General features: G+C 56.3%; 19 protein-coding genes and 4 pseudogenes. 17 read left to right on the top strand and 6 right to left on the bottom strand.

The window, feature by feature from the left end; genetic code table 11:
- The first annotated feature begins 7 nt into the window (after window positions 1–7).
- From ACO06F_RS10250 to ACO06F_RS10225, 6 genes and pseudogenes are all read left to right on the top strand, one after another.
- Window positions 8–523 (top strand): flavin reductase family protein, encoded by a 516-nt coding sequence (locus tag ACO06F_RS10250; RefSeq protein ID WP_421696579.1) that lies wholly within the window; start codon window positions 8–10, stop codon window positions 521–523.
- An 18-nt stretch (window positions 524–541) separates the two neighbouring features.
- On the top strand, window positions 542–1,783 hold the full coding sequence (locus tag ACO06F_RS10245; protein ID WP_421696578.1) for an SfnB family sulfur acquisition oxidoreductase: 1,242 nt from the start codon (window positions 542–544) through the stop codon (window positions 1,781–1,783).
- Between the two features lie 14 nt (window positions 1,784–1,797).
- Window positions 1,798–3,009, top strand: coding sequence for an SfnB family sulfur acquisition oxidoreductase (locus tag ACO06F_RS10240; protein ID WP_421696577.1), 1,212 nt, complete (start codon window positions 1,798–1,800; stop codon window positions 3,007–3,009).
- A gap of 53 nt (window positions 3,010–3,062) precedes the next feature.
- A pseudogene (glnQ, locus tag ACO06F_RS10235) lies at window positions 3,063–3,173 on the top strand (glutamine ABC transporter ATP-binding protein GlnQ); the annotation flags it as partial.
- 80 nt (window positions 3,174–3,253) lie between these two features.
- Entirely contained in the window at window positions 3,254–3,595 is a 342-nt protein-coding gene (locus tag ACO06F_RS10230; RefSeq protein ID WP_421696576.1) for an STAS domain-containing protein, read from the top strand.
- Window positions 3,596–3,675: 80 nt separating this feature from the next.
- A complete protein-coding gene (locus ACO06F_RS10225; RefSeq protein ID WP_421696575.1) occupies window positions 3,676–4,854 on the top strand; it encodes a serine hydrolase domain-containing protein in 1,179 nt (392 codons plus the stop codon).
- 9 nt (window positions 4,855–4,863) lie between these two features.
- Here the strand turns inward: ACO06F_RS10225 and ACO06F_RS10220 are convergent, their stop codons facing one another.
- The 4 genes from ACO06F_RS10220 to ACO06F_RS10205 form a co-directional block, all read right to left on the bottom strand.
- On the bottom strand, window positions 4,864–5,955 hold the full coding sequence (locus tag ACO06F_RS10220) for a hypothetical protein (protein WP_421696574.1): 1,092 nt from the start codon (window positions 5,953–5,955) through the stop codon (window positions 4,864–4,866).
- A 66-nt stretch (window positions 5,956–6,021) separates the two neighbouring features.
- A complete protein-coding gene (locus ACO06F_RS10215) occupies window positions 6,022–6,642 on the bottom strand; it encodes an Isoquinoline 1-oxidoreductase subunit (RefSeq protein WP_421696573.1) in 621 nt (206 codons plus the stop codon).
- Window positions 6,643–6,653: 11 nt separating this feature from the next.
- Window positions 6,654–7,169 (bottom strand): (2Fe-2S)-binding protein, encoded by a 516-nt coding sequence (locus ACO06F_RS10210; protein ID WP_421696572.1) that lies wholly within the window; start codon window positions 7,167–7,169, stop codon window positions 6,654–6,656.
- Window positions 7,166–9,937 carry a xanthine dehydrogenase family protein molybdopterin-binding subunit gene (locus ACO06F_RS10205; RefSeq protein WP_421696571.1) on the bottom strand — a complete coding sequence of 924 codons (2,772 nt, stop codon included), beginning with the start codon at window positions 9,935–9,937 and terminating at the stop codon, window positions 7,166–7,168. Before ACO06F_RS10205 ends, ACO06F_RS10210 begins: the two co-directional genes overlap by 4 nt.
- 504 nt (window positions 9,938–10,441) lie before the next feature.
- Here ACO06F_RS10205 and ACO06F_RS10200 point away from each other — a divergent pair.
- The 8 genes from ACO06F_RS10200 (at window position 10,442) to ACO06F_RS10165 (ending at window position 20,121) form a co-directional block, all read left to right on the top strand.
- A complete protein-coding gene (locus ACO06F_RS10200; protein ID WP_421696570.1) occupies window positions 10,442–11,632 on the top strand; it encodes a tyrosine-type recombinase/integrase in 1,191 nt (396 codons plus the stop codon).
- 1,321 nt (window positions 11,633–12,953) lie between these two features.
- Window positions 12,954–13,163 (top strand): hypothetical protein, encoded by a 210-nt coding sequence (locus ACO06F_RS10195; protein ID WP_421696569.1) that lies wholly within the window; start codon window positions 12,954–12,956, stop codon window positions 13,161–13,163.
- 11 nt (window positions 13,164–13,174) lie between these two features.
- Window positions 13,175–15,013, top strand: a complete 1,839-nt coding sequence (locus tag ACO06F_RS10190) for a ThiF family adenylyltransferase (protein ID WP_421696568.1) — start codon at window positions 13,175–13,177, stop codon at window positions 15,011–15,013.
- The gene (locus ACO06F_RS10185; protein WP_421696567.1) at window positions 15,003–15,803 is read left to right on the top strand and encodes a class I SAM-dependent methyltransferase; all 801 of its coding nucleotides are present in this window, start codon (window positions 15,003–15,005) and stop codon (window positions 15,801–15,803) included. Before ACO06F_RS10190 ends, ACO06F_RS10185 begins: the two co-directional genes overlap by 11 nt.
- Window positions 15,800–16,972, top strand: a complete 1,173-nt coding sequence (locus tag ACO06F_RS10180; RefSeq protein WP_421696566.1) for a hypothetical protein — start codon at window positions 15,800–15,802, stop codon at window positions 16,970–16,972. Before ACO06F_RS10185 ends, ACO06F_RS10180 begins: the two co-directional genes overlap by 4 nt.
- Window positions 16,966–17,709 carry a methyltransferase domain-containing protein gene (locus ACO06F_RS10175; RefSeq protein ID WP_421696565.1) on the top strand — a complete coding sequence of 248 codons (744 nt, stop codon included), beginning with the start codon at window positions 16,966–16,968 and terminating at the stop codon, window positions 17,707–17,709. Before ACO06F_RS10180 ends, ACO06F_RS10175 begins: the two co-directional genes overlap by 7 nt.
- Entirely contained in the window at window positions 17,710–18,345 is a 636-nt protein-coding gene (locus ACO06F_RS10170) for a hypothetical protein (protein ID WP_421696564.1), read from the top strand.
- Between the two features lie 129 nt (window positions 18,346–18,474).
- Window positions 18,475–20,121, top strand: a complete 1,647-nt coding sequence (locus tag ACO06F_RS10165; RefSeq protein ID WP_421696563.1) for an asparagine synthase-related protein — start codon at window positions 18,475–18,477, stop codon at window positions 20,119–20,121.
- Between the two features lie 180 nt (window positions 20,122–20,301).
- On the opposite strand, the pseudogene ACO06F_RS10160 reads toward ACO06F_RS10165, so the two are convergent.
- Window positions 20,302–20,537 (bottom strand): annotated as a pseudogene (locus tag ACO06F_RS10160) (integrase core domain-containing protein); the annotation flags it as partial.
- 97 nt (window positions 20,538–20,634) lie between these two features.
- On the opposite strand from ACO06F_RS10160, the pseudogene ACO06F_RS10155 reads away from it, so the two are divergent.
- Window positions 20,635–21,826, top strand: a pseudogene (locus tag ACO06F_RS10155) (IS256 family transposase).
- Window positions 21,827–21,856: 30 nt separating this feature from the next.
- Here ACO06F_RS10155 and ACO06F_RS10150 read toward each other — a convergent pair.
- Window positions 21,857–21,958: pseudogene (locus ACO06F_RS10150) on the bottom strand (transposase); the annotation flags it as partial.
- 350 nt (window positions 21,959–22,308) lie between these two features.
- Between ACO06F_RS10150 and ACO06F_RS10145 the strand changes: the two are divergent.
- Together ACO06F_RS10145 and ACO06F_RS10140 are read left to right on the top strand one after the other, a co-directional pair.
- Window positions 22,309–22,731 carry a hypothetical protein gene (locus ACO06F_RS10145; RefSeq protein ID WP_421696562.1) on the top strand — a complete coding sequence of 141 codons (423 nt, stop codon included), beginning with the start codon at window positions 22,309–22,311 and terminating at the stop codon, window positions 22,729–22,731.
- 209 nt (window positions 22,732–22,940) lie between these two features.
- The gene (locus tag ACO06F_RS10140) at window positions 22,941–23,537 is read left to right on the top strand and encodes a hypothetical protein (protein ID WP_421696561.1); all 597 of its coding nucleotides are present in this window, start codon (window positions 22,941–22,943) and stop codon (window positions 23,535–23,537) included.
- The last annotated feature ends 252 nt before the right edge of the window (window positions 23,538–23,789 follow it).

Here is a 23,789-nt window from a genome sequence, read left to right as displayed (position 1 = left end):
GTTACCTATGAATGACTATCCCGCCAAGCCGGCCGTGCCGCCTTTGGTCACCGGCCTCAAAGGTGCGATGCGCTTTCTCACAGGTGGCGTATCGGTGATCACCGCCGGCATTGGAGAGGATGTGACGGGCCTCACCGTCACCACGGCCCATTCGTTGTCCATGGATCCGCCGGTGATGATCATCAGCGTGAACCGCAACTCCTCAGGCTATGCGGCCATCAGCAAGCACCGGCATTTCTGCGTGAACATTCTGTCCGCCGAGCAGCGCGATGTGGCGGAGCGTTTCAGTGGCTTCGGCGGCATCAAGGGGCGCGAGCGCTATCAAGGCAGCACATGGTCCGCCCTGGCGACCGGTGCTCTCGCCCTCGATGGCGCGCTCGCCTCCGTCGATTGCGAGGTCACGGACGTGATCAACCGCTACAGCCACGGCCTCTTCCTTGGCGAAGTCCGGCAGGTCCGCCTGGCGGATGCAAGTGCCGCACAGCTCGTCTACCGCAACGGCGCCTACGGCATTCACCCATAGCGCCCGGAGATATCGGACATGACCACACACATAAGCACGGCAGCACCGGCGCAGGCCGCGCCTGATTTCAATCGCCACCCGCAAGCGCGCGTCCTGACGTCGGAGGCAGAGGCGATCGAAACCGCCCATATTCTCGCCGCTGAATTCGCCAAGGGCGCTGCTGAGCGGGATCGAGATAGGCAGTTGCCCGTCGCCGAGATCGATGCCTTTTCGGGCAGCGGGCTGTGGGCCATCACCGTTCCGAAGGCATATGGCGGCATCGACGCCTCCTACCGGACGGTCACGGAAGTCATAAGGATCATCTCCGCCGCAGATCCGAACCTGGGCCAGATCCCGCAGAACCATCTCGCGGCGCTGGATGTGATCCGCTTTTCGGCGAGCGAGGAACAGAAGAAGCTCTGGTACGGCCGCGTGCTGCAGGGCTACCGCCTCGGCAATGCATTTTCGGAAGCCAACAGCAAGCATGTCGGCGCCTTCGAAACGAAGCTGACGCGCGACGGCGGACGCTTCGTGGTGAACGGGGAGAAATTCTATGCAACGGGTGCGCTCTTCGCCCACTTCATTCACATTGGCGCCGTGGGTGAGGACGGGCGCGTCTATCTCGCCATCGTCCCGCGCGAGTCGCCGGGCCTTACCATCATCGATAGTTGGTCGTCATTCGGCCAGAAGACCACCGCCAGCGGCAATGTGCGGATCGAGAATGTGGTGGTGGAGCCCGAAGGCGTTATACCCGCACAGCTGGGTGTGGAGCAGCCCTCATCCAACGGATCGGTCTCGCAGATCATCCAGGCCGCGGTTGATGCGGGAATTGCCAAGGGTGCCCTTGATGATACGATCGCCTTCATTCGCAATTCTGCGCGCCCCTGGCTGGACAGCGGCAAGGAGCGCGCCTCCGAGGACCTGTTCACCATTGCGCAGATCGGCGATCTTGTGATCAAGCTGCACGCCGCGGAGGCACTGCTGGAGATCGCTGCAGACGCCGTGGACAGGATTGTCGCAAACCCGGCGGATGAGGATGTCTCCCGTACCTCCATTGCCGTGGCCCATGCCAAGGTGTTGACCACGGAAGCTGCCATCGCCGTCACCAACAAGCTGCATGAACTGGGCGGAACGCGCTCCACCCTGGGCAAATACAATCTGGACCGCCACTGGCGCAATGCCCGCACCCACACGCTGCATGACCCCGTCCGCTGGAAGTATTTCCACATCGGCAATTATGCATTGAACGGGGTGACACCACCCCGCCACCCCTGGAACTGAGGGTAAGACACGCCATGACCATTCACAGCCTCAAGCCACAGGCCGCCGTCACGCATGTGATTTCAAGCGACGAAGAGGCAATTGCCACGGCGCAGCGGCTGGCTGCGGAATTTGGCCAAGGCGATTCCGAGCGTGACAGGAACCGGATTTTGCCCTTTGCGCAGATGGATGCCCTCTCCCGCTCTGGCCTTCTGGGCATCACGGTGCCCCGCGCCTATGGCGGAGCGGATGTGAAGGCGGGCACGCTGGCGGAAGTCTTCGCATTGATTTCCGCCGCGGATGGATCTGTGGGTCAGATCCCGCAGAACCACTTCTTCATGATCGAAGCCATAAGGGAGCAGGGGAGCGATGCGCAGAAGGCGTTCTTCTTCCCGCGCATCCTGCAGGGTGAGCGCGTCGGCAACGCCCTGTCCGAGAGGAATTCGAAATCCGCCCATGATCACGAGACCACAATCACCAGGGCCGGAGATCATTATGTGGTGAATGGCCATAAATTCTACTCGACGGGCGTCATCTTCGCCAACTGGATTGCGGTCGTCGGCAATGATGAGACGGGGCGGAGCCTCTTGGCTTTCGTTCCCACCGGAACCCCGGGCCTGGTGATCACTGATGACTGGACGGGCCTCGGCCAGCGCGTTACTGGCTCCGGCAGCACCGTCTTCACCAATGTGCAGGTGGACCCATCCGCCGTTTTCAATTTCGGCGCGCTGTTTGAAACGCCGGGCCCCATGGGTCCTCTGGCGCAGATCATGCATGCAGGCATTCAGGCAGGTCTTGCCCGCCGGGCCCTGGCTCAGGCCAAGAGTTTCGTGGGCACATCTTCAAGGGCCTGGAAATACAGTGGTGTCGAACGCGCGGCGAATGATCCCTATACGGTTGCCGGCATCGGCGATCTTGAAGTGCGCGTTGCGGCATCGGACGCGGTGCTCGCCCGCGCCGGCCGCGTTGTTGAGGCAGCGGTCAGCGCCCCCAGTGAGGATACGGTCGCCGCAGCCTCCATCGCCGTCGCGGAGGCCAAGGCCTTGTCCACGGAAACGGCCCTTCATGTCACCAGCAAGCTCATTGAATTTGCAGGTTCCCGCGGCACGCTGGTCCAGCACAATCTGGACCGGTTCTGGCGCAACGCCCGCACCCATTCGGTTCACGATCCCGTTCGCTGGAAATACAACGCCATCGGAGATTATTTTCTCAACGGCGTGAAACCCCCGCGTCATGGCGCCATTTGAGGCGCTGGCCAACCGGGCTGGAGACCGGCGGTGGGGCGTGAGATCCGGTTCAACGCCTTCGAGATGAACTGCGTCGTCCACAACGTCCGGCGCGGCGTGGCATGGTGTTCCAGCACTTCAATCTGTTCCCGCATGTCAGCGTGCTTGAGAACTGTAACTTTGCCCGGTTCTGAGTGTGGCCTTGCGCTGAAACCTGTCCTCGACCACACTCACCAGCCGTGAGCAGCGAGCTAGGAGAGCGGGGATGGAAATACGTCAGCGTCAGGCAAACGGAATCACCGTGGTTGATATGGCGGGCCGGCTGGACAGTTCGGTGTCCGGTCAGGTGATGGATCAGCTCAATCAGATCGTGACGACAGGTGCGACCAAGCTGATCGTCAACCTGAGTGACGTAAATTACGTCAGCAGCGCCGGAATCAGAAGCCTCCTCATTGCTGCAAAATTAATCAAATCCGAAAACGGCGAAATGCGGCTGTGCCAGGCCAGCGGCCTCGTGGCAAAGATCCTGAACGAGTCAGGTTTCACCAATCTCATCCGGATCGATGACAGTGAAGACCAATCCATTGCTGCCCTCCAGTCTGTCTAGCTGACAAGGTCACATGGGGGTTACTGTGCCAGCTCATCCGGAAGGTGTGGTACCCGCAAATTTCAACGGAGGCAGATACTGTGCGCCACGCTTCACTCACACGCCGCAAGCTTCTCCTCATTGCTGCCGGAGCATCCATGGTGCGCCCGGTCCTCGCCGGTGAAGCGGATGGGCTCTCGTCTCTGCTCGCTGCGCGCTGGCAGCAGCGCTATGGCGGAAAGGCAGGGGGCCTGACCTTCTATGCCCTCACGCCCAAGGGCGAATTCTTCGCCACCACGCTGGATGGCATTACCGCGCAAAGCCACTTCCGCGGCGCCAGCACCACGAAGACCTTCACCGCCGCAGCCATCATGCTGCTCGATCAGCAGGGACGTCTCAAGATCGACGATGTGTTGACCGCCCCCATGCCGGGCAAGACCGAACCCTACCTGCCGGATACGTCGGGCTTTGCGATTCCCTACAAGGGCCAGATCACCATCCGCCAGCTCCTCAGCCACCGCGCCGGTGTCTTTGACATCGCCAACCAGCCCGTGCCTGAGGGGCTTCCGCTGCCCTATTCCGGCAAGAGCTATCTCGAATGGCAGCTGAAGCAGGATCCGAACCACAGCTTCACCGAAGATGAGCTGATCGGCGTGCTCGCCGCCACCCAGGCTTCGAACAGCAAGCCGGGGGAGAGCTACCACTATTCAGACAGCCACTTCACCATCCTCGGCAAGATCGTGGAGCGGGTGTCGGGAACCAGGCTTGACCAGTTCAACAGCCGTGAGCTGCTCGCACCCAATGGCCTGAAGAACACGCACTTCGTGGTTGATGGCCATGAAACAACGCTGCCCCCACCCGCCATATCCGGCTTCTCGCTGCAGGATGGCAAGGTCACGCCGCATGACGACTATAATTATTCTTACGATCCGGGCTCCGGCAATGTCTTCACCACGCCAGCGGACCTTACGCGCTGGATCAGGCGTCTGGTGCGGGGCGAGGCCGGCATCTCTCCGGCACAGGTCGCGCGCATGTGCGATGTCGTGCCGGATTCGCAATATGGGCTGGGCATCTCCCATAAGGTGTCGGGCAGTTTCGATCTCGGCTTTGGCCACAATGGCGGCACCGAGGGCTATCTGACCGACCTCGCTTATAATCCGGCGACGGACATGGCCTACGTGCTGGTAAGTTCCTTGATCGACTTCGATGCCCTGGTGGATGAGATCATCTGGCTCGATGCGACGGCCGCCGCGGCTCTGCAGCTGATCGCCAAGAGCTGACGCACGCCGTCAGTGGAGTTCATCGAGGGTCGCAGCGCCCGTTCCGCCTGAAACAAGTGCGGGCCATTGATGAGATCCGAAGGGAACGGAAGGCGGCAGGAAGGCTTCCATGCCGCGCGATTTCATTTCCGTGATGATCGCCTTGCGGGAGTCCGTTCCCATCAGCTCATAATCCATCACATGGTAGTTGTTGAAGAACAGGCCACCCACCGAGCGGTCTGAGATGATGCGCACCAGCGAGGTGAGCATGTCTTCCGGCGTGGTTGTGAAGGAGATGGTCTCGATCAGCATCAGGCGGTCGTTGATGGCGTCCGGGCCGAAATACTGCGCCAGCACGCTGAACAGCACATTGTTCTGCCGCGCCACATAGATGGTGTTGCTGGCCGCATAGGCCTGGTCGAAGCTGCCGCCAAGGTCTGTTTTCCAGCCGTCGAGCACCTTCATCCAGTGTGCCACCTGGGTTTCAGCTGCCCAGGCAATGGCATGGCGCAGGAAGGGCGCCTGCTTCTTGGCGAAGGCCTCCACCGAAGCAGTGGTGATGACGCCCTGGGCAAGGCTGTCTTCCATGAAGCTCACGTTGTTTTCCAGAATGGTGCGGGAGTTGGCGCGCCAGTCATCCGGCATTTCGGCAACGCCGATCCCGTCCAGCGCGCTCTTCATTTCCGTCAGATAGGACCGCATCGGCGCAACCCAGCTCTTGTTGTCCGGATTGTCCGTATACGGCAGAACCACCTCGGAAATGGCCATTGTGCTGTGGCCGAGCGACTTCATCACCTGGTAGACCTTCGGAACCGATGGCGCCTCGACCGGCGGCTGGCCCGGCTTGTAGAGAATCATGCGCCCGCCGGAGCCTGAGAACAGCGCCAGAATCACGGGGTGCTTGGCAAGTATGTTGGTGCGGAAGGCAACGCCGGCACTCTCATAGAGCGTAAACATGCTGGTGTTGAGCTGCAGGACATTGCGCGTCGCCAGCGCCTCCGGGGTGGGTGCTGGTGTCTGGCCCGAAATCGGTTCCAGATATTTGGCCAGGTCGGATGCCGAAGCAGCGGGGGCCGCGGCGATCGTGGCCGCCAGTGCAAGTCCAAAGAGCCCATGTTTCACGTGTTTCTTCCTTTTCATCTGATCTGTTGAATGGCGTTCAGGAATTTACTTCCCCTCGGGAGTACTTCATGGGCAGGCGGCACCAGTGTCGACCCAGGCCTGAACGAGCGCCTTGGCGCCCTTCTGCGTTCCGGGTGCGGGCGTGCGGCCCGCGCCGGGGTGCCAGCCCCAGCCCACGAGCGAGTCGTCCCCGATGTGAACCACCAGGTCGGCAAGCGATTTTCCGCCATTGCGCGCGGGATCACTCATCTGCACGCAGATTTCGGAAAGCGTCTTGCCCTCCCACACCATTTCCCGCGGGGCCATGAACCACGGGTCATGGCCGGGCATGCGGGCGGCATCGAAATTGGTTGCGTGGTGGCAGGCCGTGCAGCGCAGGGCGGGCAGCCCCATGCCGTCTGCCCCGCGGAACACCGGCGGCTGGTGCGGCCTTCCAGTGTCACCCTGGCGCGGGCGGTCATTCGCCGAATGGCAGTTCATGCAGCGCGGACTGGTCAGCACCTTGCCGATCTCGCCGAACAGCGCCAGAGATCGTGTCCGGGTGTCCGTGATGGCAGCAAAACTTTCAGGCGGTGCCAGATCTGAAGGAGATCCGCCAGCGGACGGCCCGGCGGGCAGGATCAAAGCTGCGGCAGCCCAGCCCATCAGCATCAGAACGAAGAACGGACTTGCACGGCGGACACGCATCAAAGGCCCCTTCAACGGAGATAGCGGCCGGCATCGGCGAGCACCACGTCGCGGACGGCCTCATGATAGCGGACATAGCCGGTGCAGCGGCAGAGGTGACCGTCGAGAGCCTCGAGGATGGTCTGCTCGAGCGTCTCCCGCGCGATGGGTTCAGCTTCAAGCCGCTCGAGAAGCACCTGGGCCTCATTCAGAAAGCCTGCTGTGCAATATCCGCACTGGAAGGCGAAATGCTTGATGAACGCCCTTTGCAGCACCGTGAGCTGTCCCTGGCTGGCGTGGCCCTCCACCGTGCGGATGCGCAAGCCGTTGAAATTCGTGGCGGGCGCAATGCAGGTAGGAGTGGTGGTGCTGGTTCCATCCGGACTGTCCACGATGACCACACAGCTCAGGCACTGGGCCGCACCGCAGCCGAATTTTGTGCCGGTCATCCCCAGCATTTCGCGCAGGAAATCATTCATCGAAAGATCGTCACGCACCTCGAGGGGCCCATGCGCCAGGCCATTGATCGTCAGCGATATGGCGGTCATGCCATCACCTCCTTCAACATGCCGGGTGTGACCGGCAAGGACCGGAAGCGATGACCCGTGGCGTCGAATATTGCGTTGAGCAGTGCGGGAACGATGGGGATCATCACCACTTCCGCCATGCCCTTTGGCGGCTCCTTGGGCGAGACCGGCGGCAGAACCTCGATCTGCAGCCGCCCGATGGGCAAGTCAGACGCACGGGCCACCAGATAATCTCCGAGGTTCCATTGTCCATTGCCAGGTCCCTCCTCGAAGGGTGGCAGGTCTTCGAGCAGCGCGTAACCGACGCCCATCGCAAACCCGCCCTGGGCCTGCCCCTCGACCAGCTCCGGCACGAGAACTTCGCCGCACTCGAACACGCTGTACGCCTGCGCGATCCTGACGGCGCCCGAGCTGCGGTCAATCTCCACCCGCACGACTGTGCCACAGGAAGAGGTGAAGGACGTTCCGATGCGATTGTAATCCGTGGGCGGAAAGAACACGAAACTCCGGTCCAGAAGCTCGAAGGCACCCTTGCCCCGTCTCACCGAAAGCGCATCGATATCTGCCGCCCAATTGAGTCCGCCCAGCGGGAAGGCCGCCTGCGCCCAGGCCCAGCGGGAGAAGGCATGGGCGATTGCCCCCGTTACGCCGCCCATTTCATGGGCCTTGGCGGCAACATCGGTCTGGGCAAGCGGCGGAAGGCCTGAAAGGATCAGCTCCTCGCCCTGCCAGAACGCCTCTTCGAACAGGAAGGCGCGCGGATCGCCCTGCGGAATGCCCCAGAGTGCGAGGGCAGCGGGCCACAGTCCGAATCGAAAGATGATCCGCGCCGCTTGTGCTGCGGCCTGGGTTCCCACATGCGCGCCCATCGATGCGGTGGTGGCCGAGCTGATTTCCGGCACCCAGCGGGGGTTCTTCGCAGCGGCGTCCTGCTCTGCCTGCGTCATCGCATAGGGGTCACCGGAGGTGACGAGGCCAAGCTCTTCGAAGCTGTCGATCCGCGCAACGGATACGGTGGCGGCAGGGCGGCCCAGTATGGTGCCGACGCGCCGCGCCAGGGCAGTGCCGATGCCATTGCCCATTTCCACGGCGTCCGCGTGAATGGTCACGGCACCATCCGGGGCAAGCTCCACCCGGCCCAGTGAGCAATCGGCCCCGGTGCCATAATCCTTGGTGCAGCAGGCAACGCCTGTTCCGACCAAGACGCCGGGTGCGGGCGGCTTGTGCGTGCCGCGGTCCCGCCAGATCGGGTTGGCTTCCAGCCTGTCCAGGATTTCCGCCGTGCGCACCGAAACAGTCCAGGGATTGCCGGTCATGCTGCGCTGGCCCGTCTTCAGCAGGTTGCTCCGCCGCAGCCCAATCGGGTCCATCTTCAGCGCGCCCGCCGCCTCATCGATGAGGGTTTCGAGCGCCGTCATGGTCTGCAGTGTGCCATAGCCCCGCATCGAGCCTGCCGGCACGCCGCGCGTATGCACGGCCACCGTCGTCACGTCCACCTTCGGAATGTCATAGATGCCGATGGCCGCCGTGGCGCCCACCACAGCAACGCTTCCTGAATAATTGGCCAATCCGCCGCCATCGAGAACATGGTCGCCCGCGAAAGCCAGGATCTTGCCGCTCGTCCGGTCCAGCGCGATCTGGGACCGCATCTGGAAGGCATGGCGCTTGATGCCGCCCTGAAACTGCTGGAACCGGTCATGGGCGAGCCGCACCGGCCGGCCCGGCAGGAACATCGCCGCCAGGGCCACGTAAAGCGGAAAGGGCGTGTGGTCACGGCCACCGAAGCCGCCGCCCACATAGGCGAAGCGGGTCTCAACCCGTTGCGGCTTGAACGCGGGCGTGGCCTTCCCCAGCAGGAAGGCAATGGCCCCCGCCGCTTCATAGGGCGATTGCACGCCGGTCAGGATATCAAGCACCTTGGTGCCGGGCTCATACCAGGCAAGCCCGCTCTCGGGCTCAAGGAACATCGGGTCAACGGATTGCGTCTGGAAGCTGCGGTCGAGCACCAGCCACTGAGGCTCCGGTGCGGCGAGCGCCGTGCGGATCTCCTGGCCCAGCTTCGCACCCTTGGAATAATCTCCGTCATCGGTGCCGGCTTTGGGCTCCCAGATCGGGCGGCCGCTGCTGTCCTCGGTGCTGGGGCTGATCCAGCCTTCCTGCAGCGGCGAATAAATGTCACGCCCGCCAGCTTCACCCGCAACGCGGGTAAATCGCAGCTGCGCGTAATTTGGTTTCTGGAGCGGCCCGGTCTCCGCGCCGAACAGCAAGAGGCTCCGGTCCCGGAAGGCGAGGCGGGCGCGGTCGTAGGAATCGAATGTCTCGAACAGCAGCAGCGCAACGGGCTGGCCAAGATAGAGGGGTGTCGTTCCCGCCGGGCAGAAGAGGTCCCCCTCATAGAAGGGCGGCGTGCGGATTTGGGCCTTGGCGATGTCCTCCGCGGTGACGATGACGGCGGGCTTCTCCGCAGCGTCGAGCTGGTCGAACGCAATTCCTTCATATATGCGGCTCGCGGAAGGCGTTCTCACCAGCAGCGCGTGAGAGGTGTTGGGCGGCCAGCCTGGCATGTCGGCGGCGCGAAAATCTGAGGCGTAGAGCTTGGCGCCCGTGACCTTTGCGATGCCGTCCACGCGGCCCAGAACAGCGCCATCGGCGGCGATGCCATTGAGCGCTTCGCGCGCGTCGAAGCCGGTGGGATCGGACAATGCCGGAAGAACTGCGCCAAAACTGGAAAGGCTGAAGCTTATGCCCGCCACTGTGGTCGACAGGAATTCACGCCGCGTCTGCCGCATCGAGCGGGTCCCCCATCCAGAATTCATAGCAGAGTGCCGTCTCCGGATCGGATTGCCCGGAGTGAGGCCGCAGTGTCGATCGGTCGTCAACTTGAACCCGCGCCCAGTTGCTTATGCTCGTGCAACAGCGGCATGCGAGGGGAATTGCGCGGGACGATAACACTGATGCAAAACTAATCAATCATTTTGCATATGTCGCGTTGAGAAGAGTCAAACCCGCCACCGCCGCACGGTATGGGAGCAGGTGGTGGCACGCCACGCACGCAGCCGGAAGATCCAGACTCTGATAGCATGTTGGAGCGGGCGATGAGAATCGAACTCACGACATGCAGCTTGGGAAGCTTCATTGTCTTGTACCAACGATTACCACCAACTGCTATAAAGCCTTGAAAACCCTATATCGTGGACCCCGCTTCTTCCTCCTATTCCTTCGATGTGCTACGTGGCGTGCTTACCCGGTGCTTACCTGGAAAACACGCTGCATGTCACTTCAGGGGGAGAACCATGCGCACGAAACTCACACGCGAGGTCATCGAAAAGCTACGGCCCACGAAAGGCGACCTGTTCATATGGGACACGATGGTAATGGGCTTCGGTGTTCGCATCAAGCCCACGGGTGCAAAAGCTTATGTGGTGCAGTACCGCCAGGGATCCGGCCGTCACTCGAAGTCAGTTCGATTGACCATCGATAGCGTGGCTTCCATCAGCCTCGACGATGCCCGGCGAGCCGCCCGAACTACGATGGGCGATGTCGCAAAAGGGGGCGATCCAAGAGCTGCCAGGCGAGCGGAAGCGGGGGTTTCCGAACGGCGGGTTGATAACGTTATCGATGCCTACGACCGAGACTTCCAGAACCGCCGCGTGTCACCGCGGCATAGAACCAACAGCATCTCTGTTCTTAGGAGAGGACTTGAAAAGTGCCTCAGACGGGACATCTCAAAGATAACACGCCAAGAATTCGTTGCCGCCATCGACGCCATTAAAACGGCGGGTGCTCAGCAATCGTTTCGTCAGCGACTTACGCCCTTGCTCAACTTCGCCGTGAATCAGGGGCTTGCTCAGCACAACGTCCTGGCAGGTTGGAAGAAGCCTCGGCGCTCAAAGAGTGTCGCACTGACCCGATCCGGCAGGTCCCTCAAGATGGAGGAGATTAAGGCCATCTGGATCGCGACAGCCACTCCGACTCCCTTCAATGGGCTTGTCAGGGTCATGCTGTTGACCGGTTTGAGAAATGCAGAAACCGCAGCACTGGACTGGCGTTGGGTGGACCTGTGCAAGGGCGCGATCACCCTGCCTCCTGAGCGGATGAAATCGGGGCGCGCTCACGCGGTGCCCATCCCGACACTGCTCATGCAGCAACTCGAGATGATGCCACGGGTACCTGGGTCGAACCTCGTCTTTCCTGTCAGATCAAAGTCAAAAACTTGGACGGTGATGTCCGGGTTCGGTCAGCTGCTCAGAAAGCTGCAGAAGGAGAGCGGGACGACGGATTGGACGCTGTATGACTTGAGGCGGACGTTTAGATCGTCCCTCGCTGAACTTGGCTTCGACCTTGATCTCTGCGAGAGGATGATTGCTCACAGCCGAGGAAATCTCGTGGAACGCTATGATCGGTCTACGCGCTGGCCTGAGAGAGTTCTTGCAGCGGAGGCCTACTCGAAGAGTATTGAAGCGTTAACTTTAGAGCAGCCCTAGTGACAAGAAACATGCAGCAATAAGATTGAGCTGGCAAGTCAGCTTCAAAGTGGCCACCAACTCAGTACAAAGGCATGGATGGTTAAGTGCGACCTACGATCTATGGGCGACCAGCGTTCCGTCATCGACTCCAATCCCAAAAACCGACTGCGCTTACTTCACGCACGGCATTCACACCTAGTGCCGCGCGTTATGCTGCGAGTACCTGACCGCGAGTTCGAACGCCAGCGCTCGTCATGAGATGGTGACGAACTTCGCACATCAATCCGATGAGCAGTGCTCCCACAAGGACAAGTTTGGCCGAACGCAGTACAAATCCGGGATGTAGGGTTGGCGTCAATCACGCGCCAGGGGTGATGCCCGTGGCTAGACCATACCATGCCGACTCCACCAGTGCCGTCGCAACGACGCCGCCAATGGTAGCTGATGCCAGCACCACCAGTCGAGGAAGGAATATCCGGTAGAAGCGTGACAAAGACGCTGGTCATCAAGGCCACCTCGCTCCTATCGATCTTGGCTTGTATGAAGAAATGCAGGAGGGCGAGAGCCGCGATGGCGTAAACGAGCCGGTGAATGCTCTTCCACCAAGGTCCGAGACGCGCCACAATTTGGTCGGTGGAGCTGGCGGCGAGAAGCGCAAGCTCCAGCAAGGCCCCGAATCCGATGGTCAGGTAATGGCGAGTGGCAATCTCGCTCACGACGAGGAAGTCACTTGAGGCTAGCCACGTATAGGGCGAGGTGCAATGCTGGCCAGAGAAAGGTGTCTACCCCGAACATGCGGCGTACCAAAGCCAGCCGAGTTCAGCGGAACAGGCTGGGGCCGGGATAATGAATCAACGCCCGCCACAGCACCCATGCGGCCGGGGCGGCCAGCAGAAATAGCGACTTCTTAAGGAGGGGAGGCGTCCGGCACCGTCGGCTATATGGGTCATGCCAATCAGGATGCCGACCAGTCCTCGGGTTGTTTTCTCGTCTTGAACCACGGGTTCGGGAACGTTGCCAAAGATGGCTGGAATACTCGACCGCTGCTACCGAAATGGCGGGAATTCAAGCAGAGGTCGCAACAATGAGCGAGGCCGTAATGTAAGAGAGGTTTCCGTTCGCCTCAGTGAGGACGAGTGGAACGCCATGCTCACGTCCGAGCAATATGCCGGATAGGCGGCCACGGCACCGAACGACTAGGTATCTGTGCACTCCGCTTCGAGAAGCGAAGTCGCCGCTTCGGCATTGGGCACTGTTGACCCGAAGAAGAATTGCAGTTAACGTTCAACTTTTCACAACTGAGTTCGGCAAGGCAATCCACTCTCTGGAGATGTGTCCCATGTCTGACGTTTCTAAAACTCTAACTCTCAAGCTAACCAATGATCAGATATCGCAAATTGAAAAATTATTTGGACAAAAGGTGGAGCAGATCCACCTTGCGCTGGAAGAATTTGGCATTGAGGGTGCGAAAGAATCCAAGATGAAAGTGCTGAAGATTAGCAATATCGCTAGAGTTGAAGTGGCCGGAATAGGAAATGTAGTGAATTAAATAGTTTCATCGTGGAATCGGAGAGCTCAAAGTCGCTGAATAAGAGCATTCGAATACGTCGTGAGCTATCTTTCTTCTCCGAAAAAGGGGCAATTTTAGTCGGAAATTACCCTCCGAACAGGATGCTTATTGAATCGCCACCGGGCTTTCTTCTCGAGCTTTTGACTTTTTTAAGTCAGCCACGTCAACTTGAGGAGGTAAAGACAAAGTTTATAGAGATAGACACTGAACTGCTCTTGGCAGTTTTAGACGATCTTGCCGCCGCCGGCCTTATCGAGGATGTGCGAGACTTAGGTCGCTACGACCGACACGATCTCTATTTTCGTCTTCTGAGTTGTGACTATGGAATAGTCACCTCACATCTTCGAAACTCTCGTGTCGGAATAGTCGGAACCGGTGGAATTGGGTCAACTACTGCTCTAATGCTCGCAGCTGCAGGCGTGGGGAGCATCACAATTTCCGATGGAGACCTCGTCGAGGAATCCAATCTTACTCGCAGCATACTATTCGACGAAATAAATATCGGCGAGAAAAAGGTTGAAGCAGCCAAGCGTCAGATACGTCGAAAGAATGCAAGCGTCAACGTCAACACAGTCGACAAAGCGATAGATGGCGTTGACTTCGTATATGAGCACTTTCGTGGCTGTGATATCCTTGTCGTGTCTGCAGACAAGCCCCAAGAGGTTCACTCGTGGGTCGACGAGGCGGCCCAAGTACTGAAAGTACCCTATATAACTCTGGGATACGTTGAGCAGTATGGATCAATCGGACCACTCTTGGTTCCGGGCACTACCGGATGCCTTAATTGCGCTCGTCTGAACCAGCAAGAGCTCGCAATGAGCAGGACCAATATCAACTTAGGCTATCAAGCCGCCTCCTATGGTCCATTGAACTTGCTTGTATCCGCTATGGGCGCGAACGAGGTAATTCGACGATTGGCAGGCCTGGAATGCCGCACCGAGGCACGCCAGCTGCTGATCGACTCCGTCACGTGTAAGGTCCATGAGCATGGCTTTACAAGAAATGCCAATTGCGCTTGCCAGCACAGGAGTTCCCGGGATGTACCTGCAACATCAGAGGTCTGGCCAGCCAACATCTTTGACGTACTCAGTCAAGAATATGCACGATCAAGAAAGAGCACTTCTCTTAATTCTATCCTTGTTGATAAGGCGATCATTGACTTAGTAGTTGGCAAGCAAGCACTCAAAGTATTGGATGTTGGTTGTGGGAATGGGGTTCTCGCAATTCAGCTTGCGGAACGCGGTCACACTGTAACAGCGATTGATAGCTCTCCTGGCATGCTCGAGCAATTCCGTCTGTCGATCCCACCGCACCTTGAAGAGCAAATTGAAATTAAGTTGGAGGAAGCGGAAACTTTCATAAGCTCAAGTGCATACGACCTGATTGTCGCATCTCTAGTCATCGATCATATTTCACAGCCAGATGTATTTCTGCAGAACATGGCGAAGTCGCTAAAGGTTGGCGGGAGACTTGCTCTAGTTATTCCACATCCATTCAAAGATTCCGGATTCTGGAGAAAAGATACTGGCAATGATAAGCAGCCGTACAATGAGTTTGTAATTCGAGATTATTTCTACGAGGGCCCGATAACCAAGAAGCGAGAAGATGAAAACGGGAACACTATAGTTGCATCGGTTCATTCATTTAAGCGCAATGTAAGTACTTATTTTCGTTATCTAACAGATGCTGGGCTGCAGGTCATCGACTGCAGTGAACCAACGGTCGATAGGAATGCGAAAATCGCTTCCGAAGTACTTCTAGCAAAAGCAACGACAGTTCCTTATTTTATGATGTTTGTCTGCGCTCCCGCGTCCAAATATGCCACATAGACACTGTAACGCTGACAGATTTGACATATCAGCGATGAGTTACCCCGACTTCGTCGGAATGACGGGTTATCCAAATCAACCACCTGGCGGAGACTGCACAATCAACTTAATCGTGAGGTTGTCAGGAATCACAGATAAGAGCTATCTCCTAGATTTGGCGTGCTCCTCCGGATTCTCTTCCATACAGCTTTATAGCAAAGTGCGCTGTTCCTTCGCTGGCGTAGATATTTCAGAAATTGCGATACGACAGGCTCGTCAAAAGTGTTTCAAGCGAAATCGAATCTCTGGCTCTTATATTGTCTGTGATGCATGCGCATTGCCGTTTCCTGATTCGGTATTCAGCCACGCTGTATGCGGTGCTAGCTTTGGCTTCATACGCAATAGAGAAGCGGCATTAAGAGAAGTCACCCGAGTTCTTGCCGCTGAAGGGATGCTGCTGCCTACCATTTTGTATTATAACACTCGCCCTCCAAAAACACTCATAAACGAGTTGGCGACTTACATTGGGTATTCTCCCAACATCTCTCACGACCTACAGTACTGGAAGGACCTATTTCTGAAGCAATACCATATTGAGGGTGAGGTCGAGATTGTCTCTGACCCGCCGGAACGCGAGCAAATTCAAACATTCATTGACGACTTCATCGAGAAGGAGCTGCCTGACAGAGTCAAGTTGAGCTGCAGCGTCCCAGATATACGACGGCGGCTTCTTAGCACCAGGCTCTTGCTCGCCGAGCATTGTCGATATCAAAGCTCTCGGCTGCTTGTGTTGAGAAAGATTGAAAGATGACGGCAAACGCATTAATGCGCAGTCAAATTGGTAGGGCACTACAGTTTATAAATCCGCCATTCTACCTATTCGATTTAGAGGTCGCCAGAAGTGCTTGCCTTGAATTTTTAGAGAACTGGAGGGACGCGTTCCCGAGGACCGATGCGGCCTACTCGTACAAGACAAATAGTTTACAGGAAATCACCAGGGTGCTGAAGGCATCTGGATGTGGCGCGGAGGTCGTATCAGCTGAAGAATTACGATGGGCGTTGGCGGATGGTCATCCGGCAACCAGTATCTATGTGAACGGCTCTGGAAAATCGCGGGATCTTCTTGATCTTGCTACTCAAGTGGGAGCAACAATCAACGTTGATAATCGATCAGAACTTGATACTCTACGCGAGTTCTCAGACCGAAATCCAAAGTTGCTCTTGAGAATATCTCACACAGTTACATCAACCCAAACATCCAGGTTTGGCTTTCCCCAAGAGGATATTGGTGATGTCTGTAGGTATGCGCGTGGTCAAAATCTCTCCGTCGGTGGATTTCACTTTCATGTGGGAGGCATCGGATGCTCTCCGGCGCGACACGTCGAGATGTTCCTCGTTGCATTGAGCAGCTGGCAACAGTTCGCTAGGCGGGAACGTAACCTGAAGATTTCGATTGGAGGAGGGTTTCCAACTTCTTGTAACGGTCAGGAAGTTGATGAACTATTCATAAAAGGATTTCTACAACTTGTCAGGCACCTCGACATTGACCCGCTCGACCTTCACCTAATTGCAGAGCCAGGCCGACGTATAGTCGAATGCGCGGGTAGTCTCGTTGTTCGAGTGATCGCGGAAAAGTTGTCCAATGGAAGAAAATTACTTCTTACCAATGGTGGGACACACCTTCTCCGCTATCGCAGCGCTCGGTCCGTCGAGTTCTTAGGGGAAACTGGCGGAGAAAGCACTTATGATGTTTACGGTAGACTATGCTATGAGAGCGACCTGCTGGCTGACGGGGTTGTTGGACCTGGGTGTGTTCCAGAGGGAACGCCGCTGATATTTTATGGTGCGGGTGCCTACGACTTCTCAATGTCCTGGACCTGGAACGATCATTTGCCGAAGGTTCTAGTGACCGACAGCCAAGAGGAGGCCACCCCAGAATTCCTGATATCCAACAAGAGATTGGATGGGAGGCAATGTTGAGAGACGAGATTTTCAAGAACGGCGCACTCGGAAAGGGAGTTCGCTTCGAATTCACAGAACGCGTGGCGGGTGTATTCGACGATATGATCTGCAGGAGCATACCTGCATACAATGAGCTTCAGCAAATACTTGTGGACTTAATCCGCAGATGTTCGACCTCTCGTCCAACGATCTACGACATTGGCTGTTCTACTGGAGAGACCATAGAACGGATAGTTCTTTCACTGCCTGAGGCAAGAGTCATAGGCGTGGATTCATCGGAGCCGATGATTGACCGAGCTCGCCACCGGCTCTACCCAACGTTCGAAGCTCGCGTCCAGCTAATATGCGACAAAGCACAGAATACTATTGAGCTTCACAAGAATTCAGCGGACGTCGTGGTGATGTCTCTGGTTCTGCAATTTATGTCTCCTGAAGATCGACCGAAGATTCTATGTGCTGTCTATCAGTGCCTTCGGCCAGGCGGGGTCCTGCTTCTCGTTGAAAAAGTCCTTCAAGAGGACGCCACCTTTGAATTCTTGATGTCTGATTGTTACGCCGACTACAAGAAACGTCAGGGATACAGCAGCGATGAGATCGAGAACAAAAAAGCTGCGCTAGCGGGGGTGCTGGTTCCGTTGCGCCAAAGTGAAAATGCCGCTCTTCTTTCTGAGGCAGGTTTTTCAGAACGGTCGACGTTCTATTCTATGCTCTGCTTTCATGGTCTTCTTGCAAGAAAGGCTGGGGAATTGAAGTAGATGCAAGACAGGTATGATATCAGATCGGCATCACTATGCCCTTTTGCAAAGGTCTGTCAGTTAGGAGTTTCGGAGGTTCTGGAGGAAGGCACTCCATTAGCAAGAGCTGTGGAAATATGTCTGTCTGGACTCCGCCAGATAGCAAGCCAAGAATCGAATTTGGATGGATTTGTCCTCCACTTGAGGACAGGTCCGTCATATTCTTTTGACCGTCTTGTGCGTGTAGCCAATACAATACTTAAGAACGCTAGTGATTGGAAAGAGTGTGCGCCCGAGGAATGGTCTAGTATTGTAAATTCTCCCCGGTGGACATTTTCCACATGTAACGAAAAGTGGTATCCGTTGGTATTCTCATCTCTGTACGACACAGAAAATAGCAGATATAGCGGTCACGCCGAGATCAGTTTCTTCTTGTTTTTGAGAGAGGCTTCATTCGACAGAATTGCGCAAAAATATGGTGGAATCATACCCGACAGAATTAGAGATTACATAAGAGCTGGATTTCAGTTCGCGGGAAAAGAGTATGATGTTGGAATTTCTCTTTCGCCGTACGAATGTCGAAAAGTTGTAAAGCCACCCGTACTGGGCGGTCAAATCGTAGAGTGGTGGAACGCCGGCTGGATAAACTCAACGTGACTCTACTTCGGTAAACTCCATCGTGGATGACTTGCGAGCGCAGCGCGCAAATGCGGTCTTAACTCGCGCAGCCATCAATGTGTAGACGGTAAGTCGACTAATTGAGCTTGTCGTGGGAGTCACCTTAAAATGTGCGGTTTTCTGGGTACCGTCTTTGCTCCGGTTTCTGACAATCTGTGGAGAAATGTAGCTGGTCTTATCGAGTACAGGGGCACAATTTGGGGGCGGGTTAGAGGCGCCAAGTTCGATTTTCTAGCACGGCGATTACCCAGAAGCGGTGATCGAACAAAGCCACAGCCGATTGTTACCTCCACCGGGTGTGTGCTGGTCTTTAATGGAGAAATATACAACGCTCCAGAACTTGCTGCGCTGATGAACATCAAACACGACGTTGATGTTTCTGACAGCTTCATCTTGGCCCATTGGCTTGAAAGCAGAGGATGGGACGGTCTCTTCCATATAATTGGTGAGTACTCGTTTGGATTTTGGAATGCCAATCAGGAGGAAGTTATTCTTGCGTGCGACCTGTTTGGCTCTCATCCACTCTTCTTTGGGCAAACTGAAGGCAGGACCTGCTTTGGGTCATCTGCGAAAGCGGTATCCATATTGCTGGGCAAGGACGGGTTGTACGACCGAAATGCGCTGTCTGACAGCTTATGGTTCGGTGTATCGCCCAAGTCGACAATCTATTCTGGGGTTTTCGCTCTCCCGCCTGGTCATTGCTTAAAGGTGGGTCGAGGGCGGAGTGTAATGAGGAAAGTTCAGAGTTGGGGCGGAACGAAGCAGGGCGACACGGGTGAATTGGTCGACGCCTTAGCGGAAGCAATCGCGCTGCGAGTTGATACTGACCGTGCTGGTCTCTTCTGGAGTGGAGGGCTAGATTCGTCTGTGTTATCTGTGCTGTGGCCTTCGAACCGTGCAAAGGCAGTCTTTCACATCAGAGAGCATGGAGAACTGCTAACCGGCGATCATGTTTGTGTCTCGCTATCTGGGACGTCATGCAGAGGCCGGATTGAAACTTTAGTCCGTACCGCAGAGAGGCCGATTACTTCTCTTACACCGCTAGGATTTCTGTTGTTATGCAATGTCGCAAGTGAACGAGGAGTTGAAAGTATACTGTCCGGAGAGGGGGCGGACGAAATCTTTGGCGGCTATCCCTACTACGGAATGGAAAGTCCGGGGCATCCGCTGCTCCTCCTCAAATTGGAACAGATACGATGGCTAGGCAGGTGGTTCGAGTTTGATCCTTTGCTCAGCACATCCGAAGAACTGCAGGTGATGTTGACTGAGGAGGATCCTTATAGGTGGCTCTCTTTTGACCGGCAGTACAGATTGCCCGGGCATCTTTCTTCGTTAAACAGTGATATCCCAAACCTACTAGCGGGCCTAGAGAGTAGGCTTCCCTATCTCGATCTTGCAATACATTCTGTTGGACCCACATGCAGACCTCTTGGAGAAAAGGAGAATCTCAAAGCAGTAGCCGCACAATGTGGAGTATCAATTCCAAGCAAAAGTGGGATTTATATTAGCCCAATGTTATTGGGTGACGAATGGATGATCTCAGCACTGGAAGTTGTTAGAGACAGTGATATGGCAGAGCACGTTGGTCTAAGCAGAGGATCCATCAACTCCATGGTAAGGTGCTTTCGAGAGAGGTCGGCAAATGTAGAAGCGCTCGAGCGCCTGTCGAGAGTTGTATTGGGTTTGTGGTCTCTTGTGGTGCTTTCGGGGGACATGCCAGTAGGTTCAGTGATCGATGATATTAGACCGCAGTGAGTCACTGTCCGAAATTTGCCTTGGCCTCCCCATAAGAGAGAGCACTTCCTCGCGCGCGAGTAGGAGGAGATAGATGGAAGATATTTGAGAGCATTCGCAGTGGCATGGTGGTGTGAGCCCATTTTACGATCCAATCGTGGGTAGAGTCTCGGCGGCATTGCTCCGCTCCCAAACCTTGGATCACCTGAGGCTGGAGTTTTCGGCCTCTTTCGCCAGTGACGGGCTGGATGCGCCGCCGGAGTTGTGCAGCTGAATCGGGACGTTCTGGCCGATCCCGCTGTGGGGTCTTTCCTCGTGTAGTATCTGCGCCAATCCTCCATCTTCGAGCGGGCATCGTCAAGACTCATGAACCAGTGCGCGTGCAGGCATTCGCTGCGGAACTTGCTGTTGAACGCCTCGATGCACGCATTATCGGTGATAACGTACAGAATCTTTCGCACTTTTCAAAACCGGCGGCTTCTTTCAAATTGAAGGAGGAAAGAGGCCATGAAGGAAGAGAACGAAGGCAGATCGATGGGGCAAGTCATCAAGATTGATGAGGCCCGGATTCGTGACCACCTCGGTGAGATGGTCCGTGGACCGGTTGAGGAGACGCTCAACGCGATGCTCGATGCCGAGGCAGACGAGCTGTGCGGGGCTGGACGCTACCAGCGCAGCGCTGATCGGATCGATACCCGGGCCGGCAGCTACGACCGGACGCTGCATACCTCAGCAGGTGAAGTGAAGCTGAAGGTTCCGAAGCTGCGCCAGCAGGTCTTTGAGACGGCCATCATTGAGCGCTACCGGCGCCGAGAGGCGTCTGTCGAGGAATCGCTGATCGAGATGTACCTTGGCCGGTGTATCTGTCAGGCGTGTGGAGGACATCACAGAGGCGCTGTGGGGCACCCGTGTGAGCCCCGCCACGGTCTCGAACCTGAACAAGAAGATCTACGCCAAGATCGATGTCTGGCGGAACCGTGCCATCACGGGCGAGCATCCCTACCTCTATCTCGATGGGATTGTGATGAAGCGCAGCTGGGCCGGTGAAGTTCGCAATGTCTCCCTGCTCGTGGCAAGTGCCGTAAATTCCGAGGGTTTCCGGGAGATCCTCGGGATTTGTGAAGGGGCCAAGGAGGACAAATCTGGCTGGTCCGCCTTCCTCCGCCACCTGGTCGAGCGCGGCCTCAAGGGCGTGAGACTGATCATTTCAGACGCTTGCCGCGGCCTCGTGGAAAGTGCCGCCGAGTATCTGCCCGACGCCCGGTGGCAGCGGTGCATGGTTCATTTTTACCGCAATGTATTCAGCCATGTTCCCGCAACCAAGGGACGAGACGTGAGCCACATGCTGAAGGCTATCCATGCTCAGGAGAACCGGGCGTCAGCCGACGACAAGGCCAAGGCTATCATCGCCGATTTGCGGCTTCTGAAGATGGGCAAGGCGGCCGATCTCGTTGAGCAATCGGTACACGAGACGCTGACCTACTATGCCTTTCCTGACATCCACTGGCACAAGATCAGGACCAACAACCCGCTGGAGCGCATCATGAGGGAGATCCGGCGCCGCACGCGCGTGGTTGGCGCATTCCCGGACGGTCAGTCCTGCCTCAACCTTGCAGCTGCCCGTCTACGGCACATTGCTGGAACGCAGTGGTCAACGAAACGGTACATGAACATGCGGCCACTGTTTCAGGCCGAGGAAAACCCAACCGAAGCCGCCGTCGCTTGAAAAAATGTGCGAAAGAATCTGGAGACTACCCGAAATTCCGGCTTTCCGGCAGAGCTCAGCGACGGGATGACCGTCCGCTCCCTGCTTCAGGATGAACGCCTTCTGGGCGTCCGTGAACTTTGATGCCTTCATCGTCTCCACTCCTCCCAGCCAGGGAGATTACAGCCGAAAACTCCAGTTCAGAATGGTCCAGTTTCTTGGGGGCAGAGCAGCTTGCAAGCACGGTGTGATTAAAGACTTGCGATCAGTCACTCAGGCCTTGTGCTACGAGGAGCCGCTGTTGCAAACTCTGGTTCTTCAATGAACCAATGATCCAATCGTGAGGCAGATGCTCCACGGGGGCTACTACAAAGGCTTCCAACGGTAGCAGCGACATTATACCAACGTAAAGTAGCCGTCTCGCATTCGCGTTCGTTGTTGTGGGGGAACTGTGGAAGTTCGCATGTTAGACTAAACGCTCAGGGAGAGGAGATCGTACGGACATGCAGGATCTCTCGCTTAAAGTCTTGCGAGGCCTTTACGCGGGTATAATGCTTTATACGGCATACTTGGCATGGTCTTCTTGGGACGTGGTCAGCCGGCTCTATGAGAACGACGGAAGCCTCAACCAACAACCTGTCTTCAGCATTCTCAAATATAATCCATTTGACCAGATAAGAGTCGATCTATGGACCGCACCGTCTTGGGTTCCGTTCAAATATGCCACGGCCGTGGTCTCCATAACAGCAGACGCATCAACTGTATCATTTGCATTCGACCCGGAAGAGCGACCAATCAAGGGTGCTACTGGCCGACAGATAAGCCTGCCAATCTATAGAGGCATTGTGGAGAACCAAACGGAACAGCAAGGGAAGTGCCAAGAGAAATACGAAACGCTCTCAAATGGAGACAGTTACGCTTCCTAACTGCAATGCCGATATTCAACTCGGTTGGCTCATATTCCGAGCCGCAGTCCTGCGAACTGTTTTTCGAACTTCCAGACTTCGGTCCATCTTCTCTGAAACAAATTTATGAGCGGGCGCAGCGGATCCTTTCTTGGAAGCGGATTTCCTTTTTCTATCCGAGTTCACTTCTCTGGATTGTTAAGAGTCCCTCAGGAGAGGTGGCGACAAACATGTCGCCTTTGGTTGACAAAGTCGACATTGATCCTGGCGTAGTGGCGGCTTTAGGCTTTGATCACGATGAGCGATGCCTTGTTGACAATACATGCGGCAATCCACCGGCAAAGAGTATCTCGCTATTGAGGGGGGATCGTCTCATTCAGCGCCTCAATGAGCTCATCCCGGAAGAGATTGCAACAGTCGCGAATTACATAAGATATCGGGACGATTATGTACTTGCTGAAATGGTCACCATCTCACCATGGAAGGTAGTCCTTATCTTTGAAGCGGCTAGGGAGGAGATCGAGATTCGACCTCCTTTTTATGATTCCTCGATTAGAAACTTGAGTGCAGTGTCCGACTTAGATTTCGAGATTTCGACGGATCCAGGAGAGGATCATGCGTTACATACGTGGGCAAAGCTTTTGTACTATAGAGTAAGAAGCGCGCCATTCGAAAGTTTCGGGGTCAAGGCTGATCTTCGATTTGCTATATTTGTGGTGCTGATTGCGGGGCTCTTTGATTTTGGATTGTGGATATGGCGTAGGTATACCAAGATGCGAATGGCCGAACCGGTGCCACCACAGTTTGATGATGACCTAAGAGATTAAGCCGCATTCGAGTATGTTGGAGTTCTCATCAAGTTGTGGGCGAGGAATGTTTAGAGCGCAAAGATCTACAATGGGGGTGAGCTGCGATAGGATGGATGGCCCTCGAAATCCCCCGCCATCGCTGGAGTAGTACTGAGAATTAGAGAGCGGCGTTTCAGTGCCACTTGCCGAAAGTACCCATACATCCACCAAGTTAGCAGGTACGCTACGTGCGGGAAAATTCCTATTGAAAATGGACTCATGGAGAATTGT

The sequence above is a fragment of the Aestuariivirga sp. genome (genome assembly GCF_965227715.1).
Taxonomy (GTDB): domain Bacteria; phylum Pseudomonadota; class Alphaproteobacteria; order Rhizobiales; family Aestuariivirgaceae; genus Aestuariivirga.
Note: the sequence above shows the minus strand (reverse complement) of the source record. Positions and strands in the feature narration are given on the sequence as shown.